The sequence below is a fragment of the Frondihabitans sp. 762G35 genome (assembly GCF_002074055.1).
Lineage (GTDB): Bacteria > Actinomycetota > Actinomycetes > Actinomycetales > Microbacteriaceae > Frondihabitans.
This window is the reverse complement of record NZ_CP014619.1, coordinates 548,590-562,403: the sequence shown is the minus strand read 5'-3', so window position 1 is coordinate 562,403 and position 13,814 is coordinate 548,590. Positions and strand designations below refer to the sequence as shown.

The window sequence follows — 13,814 nt, the reverse complement described above, 5'->3', positions numbered from 1 at the left end:
GCCGGGTCTAGCCCACGGTGAACCCGACGTCGACCAACAATTTAGGAGTCGATCTCGGGCGCGATGCGAATTCCACCTAATGGGCGGATGCGCCTATGTACGGGCGCGACCGGCGAAATGAATGCACAAGCGATGACGACCCCTCAGCCTCATCCTCGGCCAAACTGATTTCATGGATCACGGAGTTGCAGCCATGAGTTCAGCGCTCGATCGAATCGCCGATGTTTTGCCCAGACTCGCGCCCGAGCTCTGGGCCAGTCTCTCCGGCCCCGCTAAAGACGCGGATATCGACGCCTTGCGCCTGACGCTCGCGCCCATCCCTCTGCCTGCTGAGCTGCTGCTTCTCCTGCAGCGACACGATGGTCAGGCTCACAACGGTCCGTGGTGGCCGGTGCTCGATTGTGGCCCGCTCATACCGGCTGCCTCCATTACAGACTTGATCGACACCGTTCTGGATTTTGCCGAACCCTGGCAGTGGACCCCTTCGTGGATCCCCTTCATCAGAGCGGGCTGGGGGCAAGCAGCCCTCGATGCCACCTCCGAGGCCCCTGGCGTCGTTATGGACGTCAGCTGGCCGGATCTTCCGAGAATCGTCAGCCCCAACCTGGCCGCGATGGTTTCGGCTGCCGCTGACCTGGCAGAGGCTGATCTCATCCCGTTCCACTTCGAATCAAGGGGACGACGTGCGGATCGCAAGGCTTTCCTTGCGGACTTGTGGAAGGACTCGTGGGCTTTAGCCCCCTTCGAGCCGGAGGCGGAGATTGAACCTGCGACCTGGCCAGAGAGGTGGGGCGGCCCCCAGGCCTACTCGTGAATTGTGGCGGCCCGCCATCGTCGTCCTTCCAAAAAAGCCAACGGCCAACGAAGCCGCCTCGAGTCAAGCAGGGGCCGGTGTGTGGTCGGTTGCCTAGGAGGCGAGCTTGAGCAGCACCAGAATGGGCGCCGTCGTGGCGACGAGGACGATGGAGACGATGACGTCGCCTCGGCGGTGGTGCGGGTACCGCGCGGTGTACGCGCCAGCGCAGATGATGGCGGGGGCCGCGATGCCGTTCAGGAGCGGAGTGAGAATCCCGACGTCGTGACCGAAGCCGATCTGCGTGCCGGGATCGTGCACGCCACCAGTGAAGGCGAAGAACCAGCCCCACACGGCGAACCACCCCAGGTGCGCGAGAACGGCGAGAAAGTTCCACTGCGTGGGAACGAGGGGGATTTCCGCTTTGTGACGGCGAGTGAGCAGCGCTGAAACGACGGACTGCGCCAGGAGCGTGGTGAAAGGAAGCGTCCCGGCGACGTGACCCTCCTGGGCGTCTTGCCGAAATTGGATCCAGGACCCGAAGCGATCGCTTCCCGACGCGACAGCGACGGGCGCGGTGAGGGCGATTGCAGTGAGTGCTGCGCCGGCGCCGTGGCGCACGACAGACCGAAACACTGTCGCAACTGACCCGGAGGCGGAGATGGAGGGCAGACGGCGGGAAGTGTAAGTGATGCTGCGCTCCGTGATCGATGAAGGCGAATGCAGGTAGCCGGAGGTGACACCCGTGACATCGAAGCACAAATTTGTGCCATTCTGAAATTATGCGTTTTTCTAGAACATTTCAGGCATCCATCGGCGGCTTTGTCGGCCCATGCCGCAGCGGCATCACCACCTCCGTCAGCCAGGTGAGGCTCAAGTGAGCATCACACCTCTCCGAACGCTCACGTCCGGCCTCCTGATCTGCGCCGCGGTTGGGGCCCTCGCCGCATGCGCGAGTCCGGCCCCTCCCGCAGCAACCCTGAGCTCCGAGACGCCCGTCTCCGCGCCCTGGAGCTTCGCTTCCGGCGAGCAGAAAGCATGTGACGCCCCCGCGATCAAAGACCGGATCCGCGAAGCGCTCGCTCTGGACACCGAGACCGATGAGAACTCCACACTCAGCCCACCTTCGGAGGTTCGCGCCGCCGGACGCCACGATGCCGAAGTCGAGTACCAAGAAGCAGTTTGGCGCGATCTGCCGCCGAGCGACCGCCTCTTCAAGCTCTGCTTCGCTGTCCAGCAGGGGTTCGAGCGGTAGCCAGCGGCGCAGGACCATGCCGCAGAGCGAGAGTGGCTGACGCGCGGGTGCCCCTGGAGGGTCTCGACGCCCTGCCAGCACGGCCGCCACGTCGCATCCGCGACGCGTCGGAACCGGCGGCGGGGGCCCCGAGCGGTTCTCGACCTCCGGCGTCACTGACGCGTGAAGCCCCTCCTCGGAGGGGCTTCACGCGTCAGTGCCCCTGGAGGGACTCGAACCCCCAACCCTTTCCTTAGGACGGAAAGAACCGAGTACACTCGGATCAGCGCAACTCGCCTGAAACACCCGCTCGATCCCCGTCAAATCAACGATCGAGCCATTCTGCACTCGCGCAACCACCAGCAACCACATATGGTTGCGTGTGTGCACTGTGTGTGCACTAGATCGGAGCAATCGTGGCGAAGAAGAAGCCAGGGCGGAAACGCGGCAACGGCGACGGCGGTCTCTACTGGATCGAGTCACGGCAGCTCTGGCGCGCGGTCGTCGACAACGGGTACTGGCCAGACGGCCGGCGCCGTCAACTCTCCGTCATGGGCAAGACCGCAGAGATCGCCCGCGCCAAGATGAAGACGAAGCTCGATGAGATCGACGAGTTCGGCGCACCCATCGACGCGAAGACCACACTCGCTGAATGGGCACCCCATTGGCTCGAGACCGTCTGCAAGCCACACCTCAAGCCCAACGCCCTAGCCAAGTACGAATCCCTCAGCCGGACGTGGATCGTCCCCCTGCTCGGCAAGCGCAGCGTCGCGAGCTTGAAGCCATCCGACGTCCGACTCCTGCACAAGCACATCATCGACTCCGGCCGCTCATCCTCGACCGCGCTCGCGACACACAACGTCCTCTCCGGGATGCTCAAGGCGGCACGCCTGGACGGGATCGCCAAGCGGAACGTGGCGGACGACGTCGAGCCTCCCAAGGCCGCAGTCTCTGATCGAGGCTCGCTCAGCCCCGAGGACGCCATCAACGTCTTGAAGACGGCCGCGAAGCAGGACGACGGAACCCGGTGGTGGGTGGCGCTTCTCGGCGGGCTTCGTCAGTCCGAGCGCACCGGGGCGCGCATCGAATCCCTCGACCTCGACAAGGGCATCTTGGCCGTCGAGTGGCAGCTCGACGAGATCCCGTCCGAGCATGGCTGTGGTGAGCGCGTCGAGGGTGTCTGGCCCTGCCGAAAGAAGCAGGGTGCCGCATGCTCACATCGACGCCTCAAGATCCCCAACGGCTTCGAGTACAAGCAGCTCGCCGGTCGCCTCTGCTTGATCCGGCCCAAGTCCGGGAAGACCCGCGACGTGCCGCTACTCCCCCAGGTCGTCGTCGAGCTTCGAAAGCACCTCGCGCGGACCGCCGATGAGCCGAACCCGCACGGTCTCATCTGGCATAACCCGGACGGCTCCCCGATCTTGCCTGGCGAGGATCAGCAGGCGTGGACAGCGCTGCTCCTGGCCGCCGGCGTGATCGCGGAAAGCGACATCGGCGCTCGACCGATCCCGACGACCCACTGGGCTCGTCACACGACCGCGACGGTCCTGATGGAACTGGGGGTCGACGCCAAGATCATCGGTGAGATCGTCGGCCACCAGTCCGAGGCCGTCACCCGCCGCTACCAGCACGTGTCTAGCGCCGCTGCGCGCGACGCGATCGGTCAGCTCGGCGCACACTTCGCGGACGCGCTCGAAGTCAACTGATGCGGACTCGACCGGAGTACGTGCGTCGGCCGTACTGCTTGAGGCAGTGTGCCCGAAACGCGTAGACGACATCTTCCGTGACCCCGAGTTCCTCGGCGATGTAGTGCGCGTCTGCGCTGATCCGTTCGAGCTCGGCGTAGTCGTACGGGTCGACGAGCAATGCTGCCGCATAGGCGTCCGCCTGCCTCTCCTGGGCGCTGCTCTCGCCGTGGTCGCAGTCGTGACCGTAGTAGGCGTGCCCGAGCTCGTGCGCGATGACGGAACGGCGCTCGTGCGGCGTGAGGTGCAGGTCGAAGTAGATGCGCCCCTCGGCCGAGCTGAACATACCGAGGATGCCGGCGGGCAGGTGGGATGCGTGGATGCGAAGCCCCAAGCTCGCCGCTATGTGGATCAAGTCTTTCATTTGCCCCCCAATGGTTAGTCGGCGTGCGGCGCGTCAACCTTCCGAGTCCCGCGCTTCGAAGCAAGTCCCAGATCCGACTTCTTCAACGCTTCGGGCGACACGTCGTAATCCTCATCAGAGCCACCGACATCGATCGGGTCGGTGATCTCGGAACTGGCGCTCCCGGCCTGCACACGCCTGAGCGTCTCGAGCATCAACTGGTGGTCCGTAGCTTCGCGGAGGGCTCTCCGGATGTCGCCGTTGTGCGCCTCTTCCGGAGTCAGGTAGCCGCCCTCGACCATCATCGGGACGATCTCGATTCCGAAGTGGCGGCAGATGTCGATCAGGGTCTCGGCCGGGAGGCCAGTTCGCATCTGCCGCGCGAGAGTGCTCGGCTCCATGCCTACGGCGAGGGCGAGGCTGCGCACGCTGTGCTGACCAGTCCTGCCGAGGAGGAGGCGTTTCCATTCGTCGATGTTCACACTTGATACTGATGCGTTTTTGCATCACCTGTCAAGGTGAGTAGCCCGTAAACGCCACACTCGGCGGGGAAGTTTTGCAAATCACCCTCAAAGTTGGGCCAAAACGCTTCACGGTGTGGCAGACTTGCCACATACCGAAGCGAAGTCGCAACAGGAGGTGACATGGCAAGCAAGCTCCAGATTAAGCCAGGTCTACTCGCCCGACTTCGTCAGATCCGAGACATCCCGAGTGAAGAACACCAGGCCCGACTGATGGGTGTCGACCGCACAACGTTGCGTCGCATCGACCGGGGGGCAACACCTTCCGGCGCGTTCATGGCTGCCCTGTGTGAATCATTCGGACTCGGACTTGGCGAAGCGTTCGAAGTGGTCCAGGACAGCCCGCTCAGCAACTCCGTGGCAGATGCCGCATGAACGAGGTCTGCACGTTCCCGCCCGAGCTGCTCACCAAGAAGCTCGTCGCCTACATGCTCTCCACCTCCGAGTGGGGCGTGGGTGAGCTCGTCCGCCAGTCCAAGATCGTCCCCGTCGACGACGGAGGCAAGTGGCAGAAGTTCCGACTGGACGACATCCGCGACTACATCAAGTCGCTGCCAGAGAAGCACTGAACGCGCGCCGCTAGGCGGCCCACATTCTCGATGACTCGGCCCTTCCTAGGGCCTATTCGTCGCGCCCAAATGCAGGCGCATGAACCGCCCCCAACTCCACAGCAGGGCTACCCCCTCCCACACCGAGTACCTCCGCCCCGAGCGGAACGGCGGGCGGGAAGTCGACCAAAGAACCCACACGCGATTCAACGCTCCCTCAACCACGAGGGAGGGCAGCCCGACCAGGGGTGAGAACGCGATGTGAACAGCAGACCCTCCGCGAACACGCGCGGTGCGTCTGCACAGGCAGGGAACAGGGTGCGGCTCTGGTCACCGCACACACACACGGGGTTTCGAGTCCCCGGCTGCCACGAGCGCCCAGACCTCCCCCGGCTGGGCGCTTCCCCCACCCACGAACGGAGAAGGCCATGACCGAAGACACTCCGACCGCCCCCAAGCCGGGCCCGGTCCGCAACAGCCGCATCGACCAACAGCGCGAAGACTCGCTCCGCGTCGAAGCCCTCAACATCGCCGAACGAGCGCTCGTCGCCCAGCGCGCCGGCAGCGACATGAGCAGGGACAGCATCGTCCCCCTCGCCCGTGACTTCTACGCCTTCCTCAGCGGCGACGAGCAGCCGGCCAAGAAGTCGCCGGACATCAACGAGACCAAGCCGAAGTCCGGGGGCAACCTCGCGGTCGGTCGTCTCCTCCAGGAGACGCAGCACCAGAACCTCACCGCCGCTCCCCCCGGGAATCCCAACGCATCTCTCCTCGACGGCGGGCCGCATCGCATCAACGTCAGCGCGGGACCGACGCCAGCCGAGGTCGCCGCATCCGTCCAACACCGCCTCCAGCGGCGCGCCTGACCCTCCCAACCCCACCACACCGAAAGGCACCACCGCATGTCCACCACCGCCCGCAAGGCCCGCAAGCGCGCCGGCATCAAGTTCGACCGCACCCCCAAGATCGGCACCCCGCTCAGCGAACGGTCCCAGCCCGACGAGATGTACTACGCCAACTGGCGGCGCCGCTGGGGCACCGGCTCGCAGAGCCTCCCCCAGCCCGACCAGCACAAGCCCCTCATGGAGCGCATCGCCGCCGCGGCCAGCGGCCTCCTCCGAGCCCGCTAGGCCACACCGTGTCGACGAAGCACTACAAGACCCTCGTCACGTTCCTCACCGACAACGACTTCATCTACTCCCGCACCAACAGCAAGAGCGTCGAGGTGTACGAGCACCCCACCCTCTCCCCGGTCCTCGTCTCGTTCGGAATCAGCGAGCGCGCCACGCGGAACGTCATCCGGGATCTGCAGAAGACCCTCGGGCACGCGCGTCAGAAGGACAAGTCGAAGCGGTCCGCTACCGCGGTGAAGGACCGTCACGCCGCCGAGCGGTCCCGGCTCCGTGAGGAGGAGGTGCGCTCGCGGATGGAGCTCGAGGAGCTGGTGCGTCGTCGTGAGACACGGATGGACGGTCTCGGTGGGCTCCTCTCCGAGCGCGAGCTCGGGGAGGCGGTCCGCCTCATCGAGGCGAAGGAGCGCCGTCTCCGCGAGGTGCAGCGGCTGATGCACCAGATCCCGTCGACCAATGAGCATGCGGGCCGCGTTGCTGCGCGGCACCGCTCGTAGCAAGGAGCAGTGATGATCCAGAGCGTCGGAGACACCCTCGCCCGCGGTACTGATCCGCAGGAGTCGCAGGATGCGGCGGCCGCGGTCGGTGTGCGGCTGAGCACGTTGAAGGTCGCGGTCCTCGAGCTGGTGGCGTTGAAGAAGATCGCCGGCAGCGTCGGGAATCAGCGGTACAAGAAGTGGCAGCCCCTCTACGGGTGGCCGCGTGCCGCCGAGGACACCCCGCGGAAGCGGATGGGTGAACTTGCGTCCATGGGGTTCCTGCGGGTGACCCGGATGGTGAAGGGGCCGAACGGGAAGCGTGAGGCGGAGTACGAGATCACCCAGTACGGGCGCGACTACCTCAAGTCGGTGACCGGCTGATGTTCGTCGAGAAGTCCGCCGAGATCAGCGCCGACCAGGTGTACCGGTACCTGCTGTCCCGGACGTGGAAGCGGGACGGGAAGGTCATGACGTTCATCATGCTCAACCCATCGACCGCAGACGCGGCGATCGACGACCCCACGATCCGACGCTGCATGAGCTTCGCCGAGCGCGAGGGATTCGGCGGCATCCGCGTCGTCAACCTCTACGCCTACCGGGCCACCGACCCCCACTACCTCGAGTTCCCCATCGACGCGGTCGGCCCCCGGAACGACGACACCCTCGCGCGGATCTTCACCGAGAACGCCGTCCTCGACGAACCGGTCGTCGCCGCCTGGGGTGCCGGAGCAGCCGCCACCCGCGGCGGAGGCGGCGCCGCACGGATCGGAAGGGTCCTGGAACTCCTCCAGGGGTATCCCCTGCTCTGCCTCGGCCTCACCAACGCAGGCCAGCCCAGACACCCTCTCTACGTCCGCGGAGACGCACCCCTCATCCCCTACCCCGGAGAACCAACGTGACCACCACCCAGCACCTCGCCGAAGCCGAACGCCTCCTCGAAGTCGGACGGCTCGCCGTCACCGGCCTCAAGACCGCCCACGCCGAAGGCAATACGCAGCGCACCGACGAACTCGGCAAGCAAGCCACCGGCATCTGGCTCCAGACCATCGCCGAAGGCATCGTCGCCGCCGCCAGCGCCCTCAACGGCATCCACCGCGTCCTCGAAACCAGGCGACGCGACCGGTGACCAAAACGGCCAACAGCTACGCCATCCACGAATTCAAGAGCCGCCGCTTCATCGAGTACACGCACTCCCGGCCCGCCGCCGAAGCCCGCTGCGTGGACCTCTACCTCCGCTCCGGCCGCCGCACCAGCTTCTACTTCCGCCACATCACCCAGTGACCCCAGGGCCACCCCAGACCACCAAGGACCACACATGGACAACCGCCCCGACTACGACCCCGACGAGACCCCGCGGGGGCCCTGGATCATCATCCTCATCTCGCTCATCGCCGCCTCCACGATGATCATCGCCGGAACACTCCTGGCGGTCCTCGTATGACCATCGCCATCATCGCGGTCCTCGCGCTCGCCGCGTTCTTCCTCATCATCGCTGCGTCCACGTTCCTCAAGGGACTCGAAGTCTCGTGGGAGCACGGCAAGCGCCGCGCCGTCTCCGAGACGATCGACATGGCCTCCCTCGCCCTGTCGCTGCTCGTCATCGCCGGCGTCCTCGCGGCCATCCAACGGTGGGTGCTCCCGTGAAGACCCGCACGTGGCGGTACTACCTGACCCGGTGGGTCGCCCGCCAACTCACCTTCATGATCATGATCCTCGCCGCGATCGCAGCCATCGCCGCAGCCACCTCGTGGCTCATCGACCACCCCACCTCCGCCGCCGTCATCCTCGGCACTCTCGCATCGCTCGTGCTCCTCTGGTTCGTCTGGCTCCTCGCCCGCATCGTCCACGAGATCGACCAGCGCCGCGAAGAACGCTGATGGACACCGGCTACACGTACTCAACCGGGCGAGGCCTGAAAGTCACCATCTACGCCCCCACCGGAGTCACCCCACCCGACCGCCTCACCCTCCCCGTGAGCGGCACCGACACCACCTTCCACCGCATCAGCGACAACGACCTCACCTGCCATCCCCTCCCCGGCGAGCGGACCTCCTGCGGCTCCTACGAGTGCCACCGCCGCACCCTCGGCGAATGCGACTGCAAACGCCACCCTGCACCCGTCCCCTTCCGCCCCGTCACCTGAAAGGCACCCGTGTCCGTGACCCAGCAGTACCGCGAAGCCGCGGCACTCCTCAAAGCCGAGTTCAACCACTCCGCCCACCACAGCGAAATGACCCACCACTTCCTCAACGCCGAAGACATCGTCGGCCGCCTCACCGACCTCGTCTACGCGCTCGCGGACGGCATGGACAGCATCCGTCTCGCCCGGGTCGCACGGCCAAACGGGAAGATGTACCGAGCGTCCAAGCCCGCCGCTGCGGTTCTTCACGGAGACCAGGTGGTCGTCCTCCGAACCCACGACGTCGCGATCGCGCGGTCGGTTGCGTCGCTCACCTTCAAGGTGCCAGAAGAGAACGCTCCTGAGCTGCAGTGGCTGTCCAGCTACCCGTCGCTCCCACCCAGCCGCCCGCGCCGCTTCTACGTCGACCCCGAGCACGGTGTCCCCGCCGTCGTCTTCGAGCACGCATGAGCGGCAGAGACTTCGAAGCGGACGACTTTCCCCACGGCACCCTCGAGGGCTACGCACGCGGCTGCCGCGGCACGCACTGCGAAGCGACCGGGATGACGTGCTCCGAGACGCAGCGCCGCTACCAAGGCGACTGGCAGTTCCGCCGCGCACTCGACGCCGAACGCGCCGCCGCCGCGAAGGCCCGCCGCAACCGAACGATCACCCCGGCCGACGAGCAGACCATCACCGAGATGGCTCACGCCGGCAAGAACAACGCCGACATCGCGAAGGTGCTCGGTTTCACCCCGGGCGCGATCGGATCACGACGCCGAGCCCTCGGCCTCCCCAGCATCCCGCGCGGCCGACCCCGCAAGACGAAAGAAGCACCTTGAGCGACATCACCATCACCGACCTGTTCTGTGGAGCAGGCGGCTCGAGCTCCGGCGCCGTCGCCGTCCCGGGCGTCCGCGTCCGCATGGCCGCGAACCACTGGAAGCTCGCCATCGAGACCCACAACACGAACCACCCCGAGACCGACCACGACATCGCTGACCTCTCCCAGGTCGATCCTCGCCGCTACCCGCGCACCGAGATCCTCTGGGCGTCACCGGAGTGCACGAACCACTCGCAGGCTAAGGGCATCAAGCGCGGCTCCACGCAGGGCGAGTTCGACCTCTTCGACGACCGCCCTCTCCCGACCGAGGCCGCCGAGCGCTCCCGGGCGACGATGTGGGACGTGCCCCGATTCACGGAGTACCACCGCTACCAGGCGATCATCGTCGAGAACGTCGTCGACGCCGCGAAGTGGATCCAGTTCCCGGCGTGGCTCCTAGCGATGGAGCTGCTCGGCTACGAGCACGAACAGGTGTGGCTGAATTCCATGCACGCCCAGGCGCTCGGAGCTCCGGCACCACAGTCCCGGGACCGCATGTACGTGGTCTTCTGGCGGAAGGGCAACCGACGTCCAGACCTCGCGAAATGGACCCGCCCCCGGGCGCTCTGCCCCGAGCACGGAATCGTCAACGCCGAGCAGACATTCAAGAAGGCCGAGCGTTGGGGCCGCTACCGTGCCCAGTACGTCTACCGGTGCCCCCGGGTCGAGTGCCGCGGACGCATCCTCGAACCCGGCTGGCTGCCCGCGTCATCGATCATCGACTGGTCCCTCCGCGGCGTCCGCATCGGCGACCGCGCCAAGCCCCTCGCGACGAAGACCCGCGAGCGGATCCAGCGCGGCATCGAACGCTACTGGGGCCCGCTCGTCGTCGAGGCTGCCGGGAACGCCTACGACTCCACCGACCCGAAGCACCGCCAGCACGGCGACCCCAACGGGTACGTCCGGGCGTGGCCGGCATCGGAGGCGCTCAAGACTCTGCACACGTCCGCGTCGAAAGCCCTCGTCGTCAGAGGTGAGGGCAACGACACGGGAGCCAAGCCCGACTCCCACCCCATCGGTGCCATCACGGCGTCAGGCAGCCAGTTCCTCGCCGCCCAGCCGCTCATGGTGCCCGTCGAGGGCCGCGACGGCAAGACGGCCTCCTCAGGGGCCGAGCCGCTGCGGACGCAGTCCACCCGCAATGAGACAGCGATCGTCGTCCCCCTCCGGAACCACGGCGTCGCGAAGCCCGCCACGGAGACCATCGACACGGTCTCGGCGAACGGCAACCACCACGCCCTCGTGATGCGGAACCAGAGCGGCGGAGCAGAGATGACGACCCCGGTCGTCGAAGAGCTCCGCACTCTGACAACTCGCGGCGACCAGTCCCTCATGTCGCCGGCCGCCCCGGTTTCGCTTGATGTCGACGACGTCGAGTTCAGGATGCTCACCCCCGACGAGATCAAGCAGGGCATGGCGTTCGCGGCCGACTACCTGCTCCTCGGGAACAAGCGCGAGCAGGTGCGCCTCGCCGGCAACGCAGTCACACCGCCCGCCGCCCGCGACCTCATCGCCGCAGTCGTCGAATCTCTCTGCACCGACGTCACGGTCGCCGCGTGAAACGCGACACCAGAAGCGCCTACCGCGCCAGAGCGAAAGCCACGGATGCGACGGTCGACGCAGCGGCGGCCGAGATCCGTGAGCATACAGCCCGCGCCTGGGCCGAAGCTCGCGCACTCGTGGCCGAACGGGAACGGACACGGCACCGCTTCACGCGCGAGGAACTCATCGGTGTCACCCACATCAGAACCAACCTCGGCTGGCACAAGGTCATCCGCATCAACGCCAGGTCCGTGACCGTCGACAGCGGCTACTCATGGACCGACTCATACCGATTCGACCGCATCCTCGACGTCAAGCCAGCCGCCTCCCCAGCACTACCCGCCGAGCGGCCCTGACCACGAACGGAAGCCACACCGCCATGAGCACACCACCCACCATCGACGAGATCCGCGCCCGAGCCGAAGCCGCCCCCCGAGGGCCCTGGCACTGGGCAGGCAACACCAAGAACCACCACACCTACCTCGCGACCTGGATCCCCGGCTGGGGACGCTGCTCCATCATGGACTTCACCCGCGCAGGCATGCACGGAGCAGAACCCCGCTTCATGCAGACCGATGACGTCTTCATGATCCGAGGCCGCGACCTCGCCATCTACGAAGTCGCCCCCACCGCCACCACACCCGACGACCCCCGCGTCTACCGCCACGACATCATCGGCTACCGCCACCCCACCGCCGAATTCATCGCCCACTCCCGCGAAGACATCGACACCCTCCTCGCTGAGATCGACCGACTCACCACGGCGCTCGCCGAAGCTGAGCGAGCCGCGATGGAGCTCGTACACGAGAGCCGAGCGTCGCGCCGTGGATAGGTGGACGATCCGGTTCGACTACCCCCGGCCACCGCTGACGGAGAACCAGCGCCACGGATGGCGGCAGCGCGCGAGCATCGTCAAGAAGGTTCGGGCTTCGGCGCGAATCGAGGCGGAGTACCGGCATCAGATCCCGCCCCTCGGGTACTGCCGGGTCACTCTCACGTGGGTTGTCGCGACGCGTCACCACCGGGACGAAGACAACATCGTCCCGACGCTCAAGGCCATGTGCGACGGGCTGGTGGACGCGAAGGTCGTCGAGGACGATATCCCCCTGTTCATGGACAAGATCATGCCCCGGATCGTCTACGACAAGGAAGCATCTCCGCACCTGGAGCTGCTCATCGAGAAAGCAGAGAGAGGTGAGACCTGATGGACGAAGCTATGCAGCTCCTCGTCGAGTGCGGCATCGAGATGTCACCCGTCCACGAGGTCGAGGTGGAGCTCCTCGTCACCGCCGGCGTCTCCGTCCCTGACTTCGAGTACGCCCTCGACAGGTGGGGCTCGGCGTCCCGCGTGAAGGACGACTGGCCCTTCATCCGCACGGTGGCTCTCAGCCGCCGCGCGGAGGTCATTGCGATCCAGAGAGGGCTCGTGACCTGATGCCGAAGCAGTACGCACAGATCCGGCCCGAGATGTGGTTCGACGACGACTGGCGGTCCCTGACGGCCGCCGCGCAGCACCTGTACCTCGTGATGCTCAGCGACCCGGCACTGTCCTACGCAGGAGTCGCACCGTGGCACCCGGGGCGCATCGCTCAGCGGGCGAAGGAGTGGAGCACCCTCGACGTCATGAAGGCCGCCGTGGAGCTGTCCTACTCGTGGTTCCTCGTCTTCGACCAGGACACCGAGGAGGTGCTCGTCCGCTCCTACATCCGGCACGACGGTCTCCTCAAGCAGCCCCGCCTCGCAGTGTCGATCGCGAACGCGTTCGGGGCCATCGGGAGCAACAAGCTACGCGCCGCGGTCGTCCACGAGCTGGCTCGCCTCCGGAAAGAGAACCCCGATCTGCCCGCTTGGGAGAAGCCGCAGGTGAAGACGGTGCTCCGCCAGAACGCGGTCAATCCTCGCGACATGGACCCCGACCTCGAACTCCCTTTCGGGGTGGATTTGGGGGTCCATTTGCCCCAAACGCAAGTTGAGGTTTCGGGGCTGTCTACAACAGCAACAGCAACATCAACACCACCGACACCATCTCCAAAAGCAGATGCAGCCGCTGAGATCGAAAGTTATCCACAGGGCCCCGGAAGGAGCGACACCAGATGAGCATTTCCCAGTCAGCAGAAGATTCCGCGTCGTCGAAGCCCAAGCGGATCCAGTTGAGCCGCAGGAAGGGGTGGAAGAAGCCCGATGGCGCCGTGGTCGTTTCCCGGCCGAGCAAGTGGGGCAACCCATACCGAGTCGCCGGACCTATCGACGCCGACAGCGCAGTGAAGATGTTCCGCGATCTGGTCGAGAAGGTCTCAAGCGACTCAGTCGAACCGAAGCTGCGCCACGACGGCCTGGGCGTGTGGGATCGCGACGTACGCACCACGATCCGAACGGATCTCGCGGGGCGCGATCTCGCGTGCTGGTGCCCCCTCGACCTCCCGTGCCATGCCGATGTGCTCCTCGAGATCGCGAACGAGGTGGACGAGTGATGCGGG

28 protein-coding genes are annotated in these 13,814 nt (G+C 66.1%); 25 read left to right on the top strand and 3 right to left on the bottom strand.

Features of this window, described 5'->3' with window-relative positions; all coding sequences use genetic code 11:
- Positions 1 to 193: 193 nt before the first annotated feature.
- Positions 194 to 814, top strand: coding sequence for an SMI1/KNR4 family protein (locus AS850_RS02915; protein WP_123955436.1), 621 nt, complete (start codon positions 194 to 196; stop codon positions 812 to 814).
- A gap of 93 nt (positions 815 to 907) precedes the next feature.
- Here AS850_RS02915 and AS850_RS02910 read toward each other — a convergent pair whose 3' ends face one another.
- A complete protein-coding gene (locus AS850_RS02910) occupies positions 908 to 1,414 on the bottom strand; it encodes a hypothetical protein (protein ID WP_119867774.1) in 507 nt (168 codons plus the stop codon).
- Between the two features lie 256 nt (positions 1,415 to 1,670).
- On the opposite strand from AS850_RS02910, the gene AS850_RS16220 reads away from it, so the two are divergent.
- Complete coding sequence (locus AS850_RS16220) at positions 1,671 to 2,048, top strand: hypothetical protein (RefSeq protein ID WP_123955435.1); 378 nt, start codon at positions 1,671 to 1,673, stop codon at positions 2,046 to 2,048.
- A 395-nt stretch (positions 2,049 to 2,443) separates the two neighbouring features.
- On the top strand, positions 2,444 to 3,733 hold the full coding sequence (locus AS850_RS02905; protein ID WP_119867773.1) for a tyrosine-type recombinase/integrase: 1,290 nt from the start codon (positions 2,444 to 2,446) through the stop codon (positions 3,731 to 3,733).
- On the opposite strand, the gene AS850_RS02900 is transcribed toward AS850_RS02905, so the two are convergent.
- Together AS850_RS02900 and AS850_RS02895 are read right to left on the bottom strand one after the other, a co-directional pair.
- Positions 3,726 to 4,136, bottom strand: a complete 411-nt coding sequence (locus AS850_RS02900) for an ImmA/IrrE family metallo-endopeptidase (RefSeq protein ID WP_119867772.1) — start codon at positions 4,134 to 4,136, stop codon at positions 3,726 to 3,728. The two genes, AS850_RS02905 and AS850_RS02900, sit on opposite strands and share 8 nt — an antisense overlap.
- A gap of 14 nt (positions 4,137 to 4,150) precedes the next feature.
- Positions 4,151 to 4,597: a hypothetical protein gene (locus AS850_RS02895; protein WP_119867771.1), complete on the bottom strand. Its 447-nt coding sequence runs from the start codon at positions 4,595 to 4,597 to the stop codon at positions 4,151 to 4,153.
- A gap of 162 nt (positions 4,598 to 4,759) precedes the next feature.
- On the opposite strand from AS850_RS02895, the gene AS850_RS16215 reads away from it, so the two are divergent.
- The 22 genes from AS850_RS16215 to AS850_RS02800 all read left to right on the top strand — a co-directional run bounded on the left by AS850_RS16215 (position 4,760) and on the right by AS850_RS02800 (position 13,808).
- On the top strand, positions 4,760 to 5,011 hold the full coding sequence (locus AS850_RS16215; RefSeq protein ID WP_123955434.1) for a helix-turn-helix transcriptional regulator: 252 nt from the start codon (positions 4,760 to 4,762) through the stop codon (positions 5,009 to 5,011).
- Positions 5,008 to 5,205, top strand: a complete 198-nt coding sequence (locus AS850_RS02890; protein WP_119867770.1) for a hypothetical protein — start codon at positions 5,008 to 5,010, stop codon at positions 5,203 to 5,205. The genes AS850_RS16215 and AS850_RS02890 overlap by 4 nt, the downstream gene beginning before the upstream one ends.
- A 407-nt stretch (positions 5,206 to 5,612) precedes the next feature.
- The gene (locus AS850_RS02885) at positions 5,613 to 6,050 is read left to right on the top strand and encodes a hypothetical protein (protein WP_119867769.1); all 438 of its coding nucleotides are present in this window, start codon (positions 5,613 to 5,615) and stop codon (positions 6,048 to 6,050) included.
- Between the two features lie 36 nt (positions 6,051 to 6,086).
- Positions 6,087 to 6,314, top strand: a complete 228-nt coding sequence (locus AS850_RS02880; protein ID WP_119867768.1) for a hypothetical protein — start codon at positions 6,087 to 6,089, stop codon at positions 6,312 to 6,314.
- A gap of 8 nt (positions 6,315 to 6,322) precedes the next feature.
- On the top strand, positions 6,323 to 6,811 hold the full coding sequence (locus AS850_RS02875; RefSeq protein ID WP_119867767.1) for a hypothetical protein: 489 nt from the start codon (positions 6,323 to 6,325) through the stop codon (positions 6,809 to 6,811).
- A 12-nt stretch (positions 6,812 to 6,823) separates the two neighbouring features.
- A complete protein-coding gene (locus AS850_RS02870; RefSeq protein ID WP_123955433.1) occupies positions 6,824 to 7,174 on the top strand; it encodes a hypothetical protein in 351 nt (116 codons plus the stop codon).
- On the top strand, positions 7,174 to 7,692 hold the full coding sequence (locus tag AS850_RS02865; RefSeq protein WP_119867765.1) for a DUF1643 domain-containing protein: 519 nt from the start codon (positions 7,174 to 7,176) through the stop codon (positions 7,690 to 7,692). Before AS850_RS02870 ends, AS850_RS02865 begins: the two co-directional genes overlap by 1 nt.
- Positions 7,689 to 7,919, top strand: a complete 231-nt coding sequence (locus AS850_RS02860) for a hypothetical protein (RefSeq protein WP_119867764.1) — start codon at positions 7,689 to 7,691, stop codon at positions 7,917 to 7,919. The genes AS850_RS02865 and AS850_RS02860 overlap by 4 nt, the downstream gene beginning before the upstream one ends.
- Positions 7,916 to 8,074 carry a hypothetical protein gene (locus AS850_RS16435; protein WP_164088371.1) on the top strand — a complete coding sequence of 53 codons (159 nt, stop codon included), beginning with the start codon at positions 7,916 to 7,918 and terminating at the stop codon, positions 8,072 to 8,074. Before AS850_RS02860 ends, AS850_RS16435 begins: the two co-directional genes overlap by 4 nt.
- A 34-nt stretch (positions 8,075 to 8,108) precedes the next feature.
- Complete coding sequence (locus AS850_RS16905; protein ID WP_257788667.1) at positions 8,109 to 8,234, top strand: hypothetical protein; 126 nt, start codon at positions 8,109 to 8,111, stop codon at positions 8,232 to 8,234.
- Entirely contained in the window at positions 8,231 to 8,437 is a 207-nt protein-coding gene (locus AS850_RS02855) for a hypothetical protein (RefSeq protein WP_119867763.1), read from the top strand. Before AS850_RS16905 ends, AS850_RS02855 begins: the two co-directional genes overlap by 4 nt.
- Positions 8,434 to 8,670: a hypothetical protein gene (locus tag AS850_RS02850; RefSeq protein ID WP_123955432.1), complete on the top strand. Its 237-nt coding sequence runs from the start codon at positions 8,434 to 8,436 to the stop codon at positions 8,668 to 8,670. Before AS850_RS02855 ends, AS850_RS02850 begins: the two co-directional genes overlap by 4 nt.
- Positions 8,670 to 8,936 (top strand): hypothetical protein, encoded by a 267-nt coding sequence (locus AS850_RS02845; RefSeq protein WP_119867761.1) that lies wholly within the window; start codon positions 8,670 to 8,672, stop codon positions 8,934 to 8,936. The genes AS850_RS02850 and AS850_RS02845 overlap by 1 nt, the downstream gene beginning before the upstream one ends.
- Before the next feature lie 15 nt (positions 8,937 to 8,951).
- On the top strand, positions 8,952 to 9,383 hold the full coding sequence (locus AS850_RS02840; protein WP_123955431.1) for a hypothetical protein: 432 nt from the start codon (positions 8,952 to 8,954) through the stop codon (positions 9,381 to 9,383).
- The gene (locus AS850_RS02835; protein ID WP_119867759.1) at positions 9,380 to 9,754 is read left to right on the top strand and encodes a hypothetical protein; all 375 of its coding nucleotides are present in this window, start codon (positions 9,380 to 9,382) and stop codon (positions 9,752 to 9,754) included. The genes AS850_RS02840 and AS850_RS02835 overlap by 4 nt, the downstream gene beginning before the upstream one ends.
- Positions 9,751 to 11,355: a DNA cytosine methyltransferase gene (locus AS850_RS02830; protein WP_119867758.1), complete on the top strand. Its 1,605-nt coding sequence runs from the start codon at positions 9,751 to 9,753 to the stop codon at positions 11,353 to 11,355. The genes AS850_RS02835 and AS850_RS02830 overlap by 4 nt, the downstream gene beginning before the upstream one ends.
- Positions 11,352 to 11,693, top strand: a complete 342-nt coding sequence (locus AS850_RS16210; RefSeq protein WP_123955430.1) for a hypothetical protein — start codon at positions 11,352 to 11,354, stop codon at positions 11,691 to 11,693. The genes AS850_RS02830 and AS850_RS16210 overlap by 4 nt, the downstream gene beginning before the upstream one ends.
- Before the next feature lie 23 nt (positions 11,694 to 11,716).
- Positions 11,717 to 12,169: a hypothetical protein gene (locus AS850_RS02820; RefSeq protein WP_119867756.1), complete on the top strand. Its 453-nt coding sequence runs from the start codon at positions 11,717 to 11,719 to the stop codon at positions 12,167 to 12,169.
- Entirely contained in the window at positions 12,162 to 12,542 is a 381-nt protein-coding gene (locus AS850_RS02815; RefSeq protein WP_119867755.1) for a hypothetical protein, read from the top strand. Before AS850_RS02820 ends, AS850_RS02815 begins: the two co-directional genes overlap by 8 nt.
- Complete coding sequence (locus tag AS850_RS02810) at positions 12,542 to 12,772, top strand: hypothetical protein (protein ID WP_119867754.1); 231 nt, start codon at positions 12,542 to 12,544, stop codon at positions 12,770 to 12,772. The genes AS850_RS02815 and AS850_RS02810 overlap by 1 nt, the downstream gene beginning before the upstream one ends.
- Positions 12,772 to 13,434 (top strand): hypothetical protein, encoded by a 663-nt coding sequence (locus AS850_RS02805; protein WP_119867753.1) that lies wholly within the window; start codon positions 12,772 to 12,774, stop codon positions 13,432 to 13,434. The genes AS850_RS02810 and AS850_RS02805 overlap by 1 nt, the downstream gene beginning before the upstream one ends.
- Complete coding sequence (locus AS850_RS02800) at positions 13,431 to 13,808, top strand: DUF4326 domain-containing protein (RefSeq protein WP_119867752.1); 378 nt, start codon at positions 13,431 to 13,433, stop codon at positions 13,806 to 13,808. Before AS850_RS02805 ends, AS850_RS02800 begins: the two co-directional genes overlap by 4 nt.
- The last annotated feature ends 6 nt before the right edge of the window (positions 13,809 to 13,814 follow it).

What these genes read in the sequence shown, in the direction of transcription:
- AS850_RS02870 (WP_123955433.1), top strand. Translation starts at nt 6,824, where the DNA reads ATGATCCAGAGCGTCGGAGACACCCTCGCCCGCGGTACTGATCCGCAG.
- AS850_RS02885 (WP_119867769.1), top strand. Translation starts at nt 5,613, where the DNA reads ATGACCGAAGACACTCCGACCGCCCCCAAGCCGGGCCCGGTCCGCAAC.
- AS850_RS02835 (WP_119867759.1), top strand. Translation starts at nt 9,380, where the DNA reads ATGAGCGGCAGAGACTTCGAAGCGGACGACTTTCCCCACGGCACCCTC.
- AS850_RS02915 (WP_123955436.1), top strand. Translation starts at nt 194, where the DNA reads ATGAGTTCAGCGCTCGATCGAATCGCCGATGTTTTGCCCAGACTCGCG.
- AS850_RS02865 (WP_119867765.1), top strand. Translation starts at nt 7,174, where the DNA reads ATGTTCGTCGAGAAGTCCGCCGAGATCAGCGCCGACCAGGTGTACCGG.
- AS850_RS02900 (WP_119867772.1), bottom strand. Translation starts at nt 4,136, where the DNA reads ATGAAAGACTTGATCCACATAGCGGCGAGCTTGGGGCTTCGCATCCAC.
- AS850_RS02880 (WP_119867768.1), top strand. Translation starts at nt 6,087, where the DNA reads ATGTCCACCACCGCCCGCAAGGCCCGCAAGCGCGCCGGCATCAAGTTC.
- AS850_RS16905 (WP_257788667.1), top strand. Translation starts at nt 8,109, where the DNA reads ATGGACAACCGCCCCGACTACGACCCCGACGAGACCCCGCGGGGGCCC.
- AS850_RS02820 (WP_119867756.1), top strand. Translation starts at nt 11,717, where the DNA reads ATGAGCACACCACCCACCATCGACGAGATCCGCGCCCGAGCCGAAGCC.
- AS850_RS02800 (WP_119867752.1), top strand. Translation starts at nt 13,431, where the DNA reads ATGAGCATTTCCCAGTCAGCAGAAGATTCCGCGTCGTCGAAGCCCAAG.
- AS850_RS02805 (WP_119867753.1), top strand. Translation starts at nt 12,772, where the DNA reads ATGCCGAAGCAGTACGCACAGATCCGGCCCGAGATGTGGTTCGACGAC.
- AS850_RS02810 (WP_119867754.1), top strand. Translation starts at nt 12,542, where the DNA reads ATGGACGAAGCTATGCAGCTCCTCGTCGAGTGCGGCATCGAGATGTCA.
- AS850_RS16215 (WP_123955434.1), top strand. Translation starts at nt 4,760, where the DNA reads ATGGCAAGCAAGCTCCAGATTAAGCCAGGTCTACTCGCCCGACTTCGT.
- AS850_RS02890 (WP_119867770.1), top strand. Translation starts at nt 5,008, where the DNA reads ATGAACGAGGTCTGCACGTTCCCGCCCGAGCTGCTCACCAAGAAGCTC.
- AS850_RS02845 (WP_119867761.1), top strand. Translation starts at nt 8,670, where the DNA reads ATGGACACCGGCTACACGTACTCAACCGGGCGAGGCCTGAAAGTCACC.
- AS850_RS02855 (WP_119867763.1), top strand. Translation starts at nt 8,231, where the DNA reads ATGACCATCGCCATCATCGCGGTCCTCGCGCTCGCCGCGTTCTTCCTC.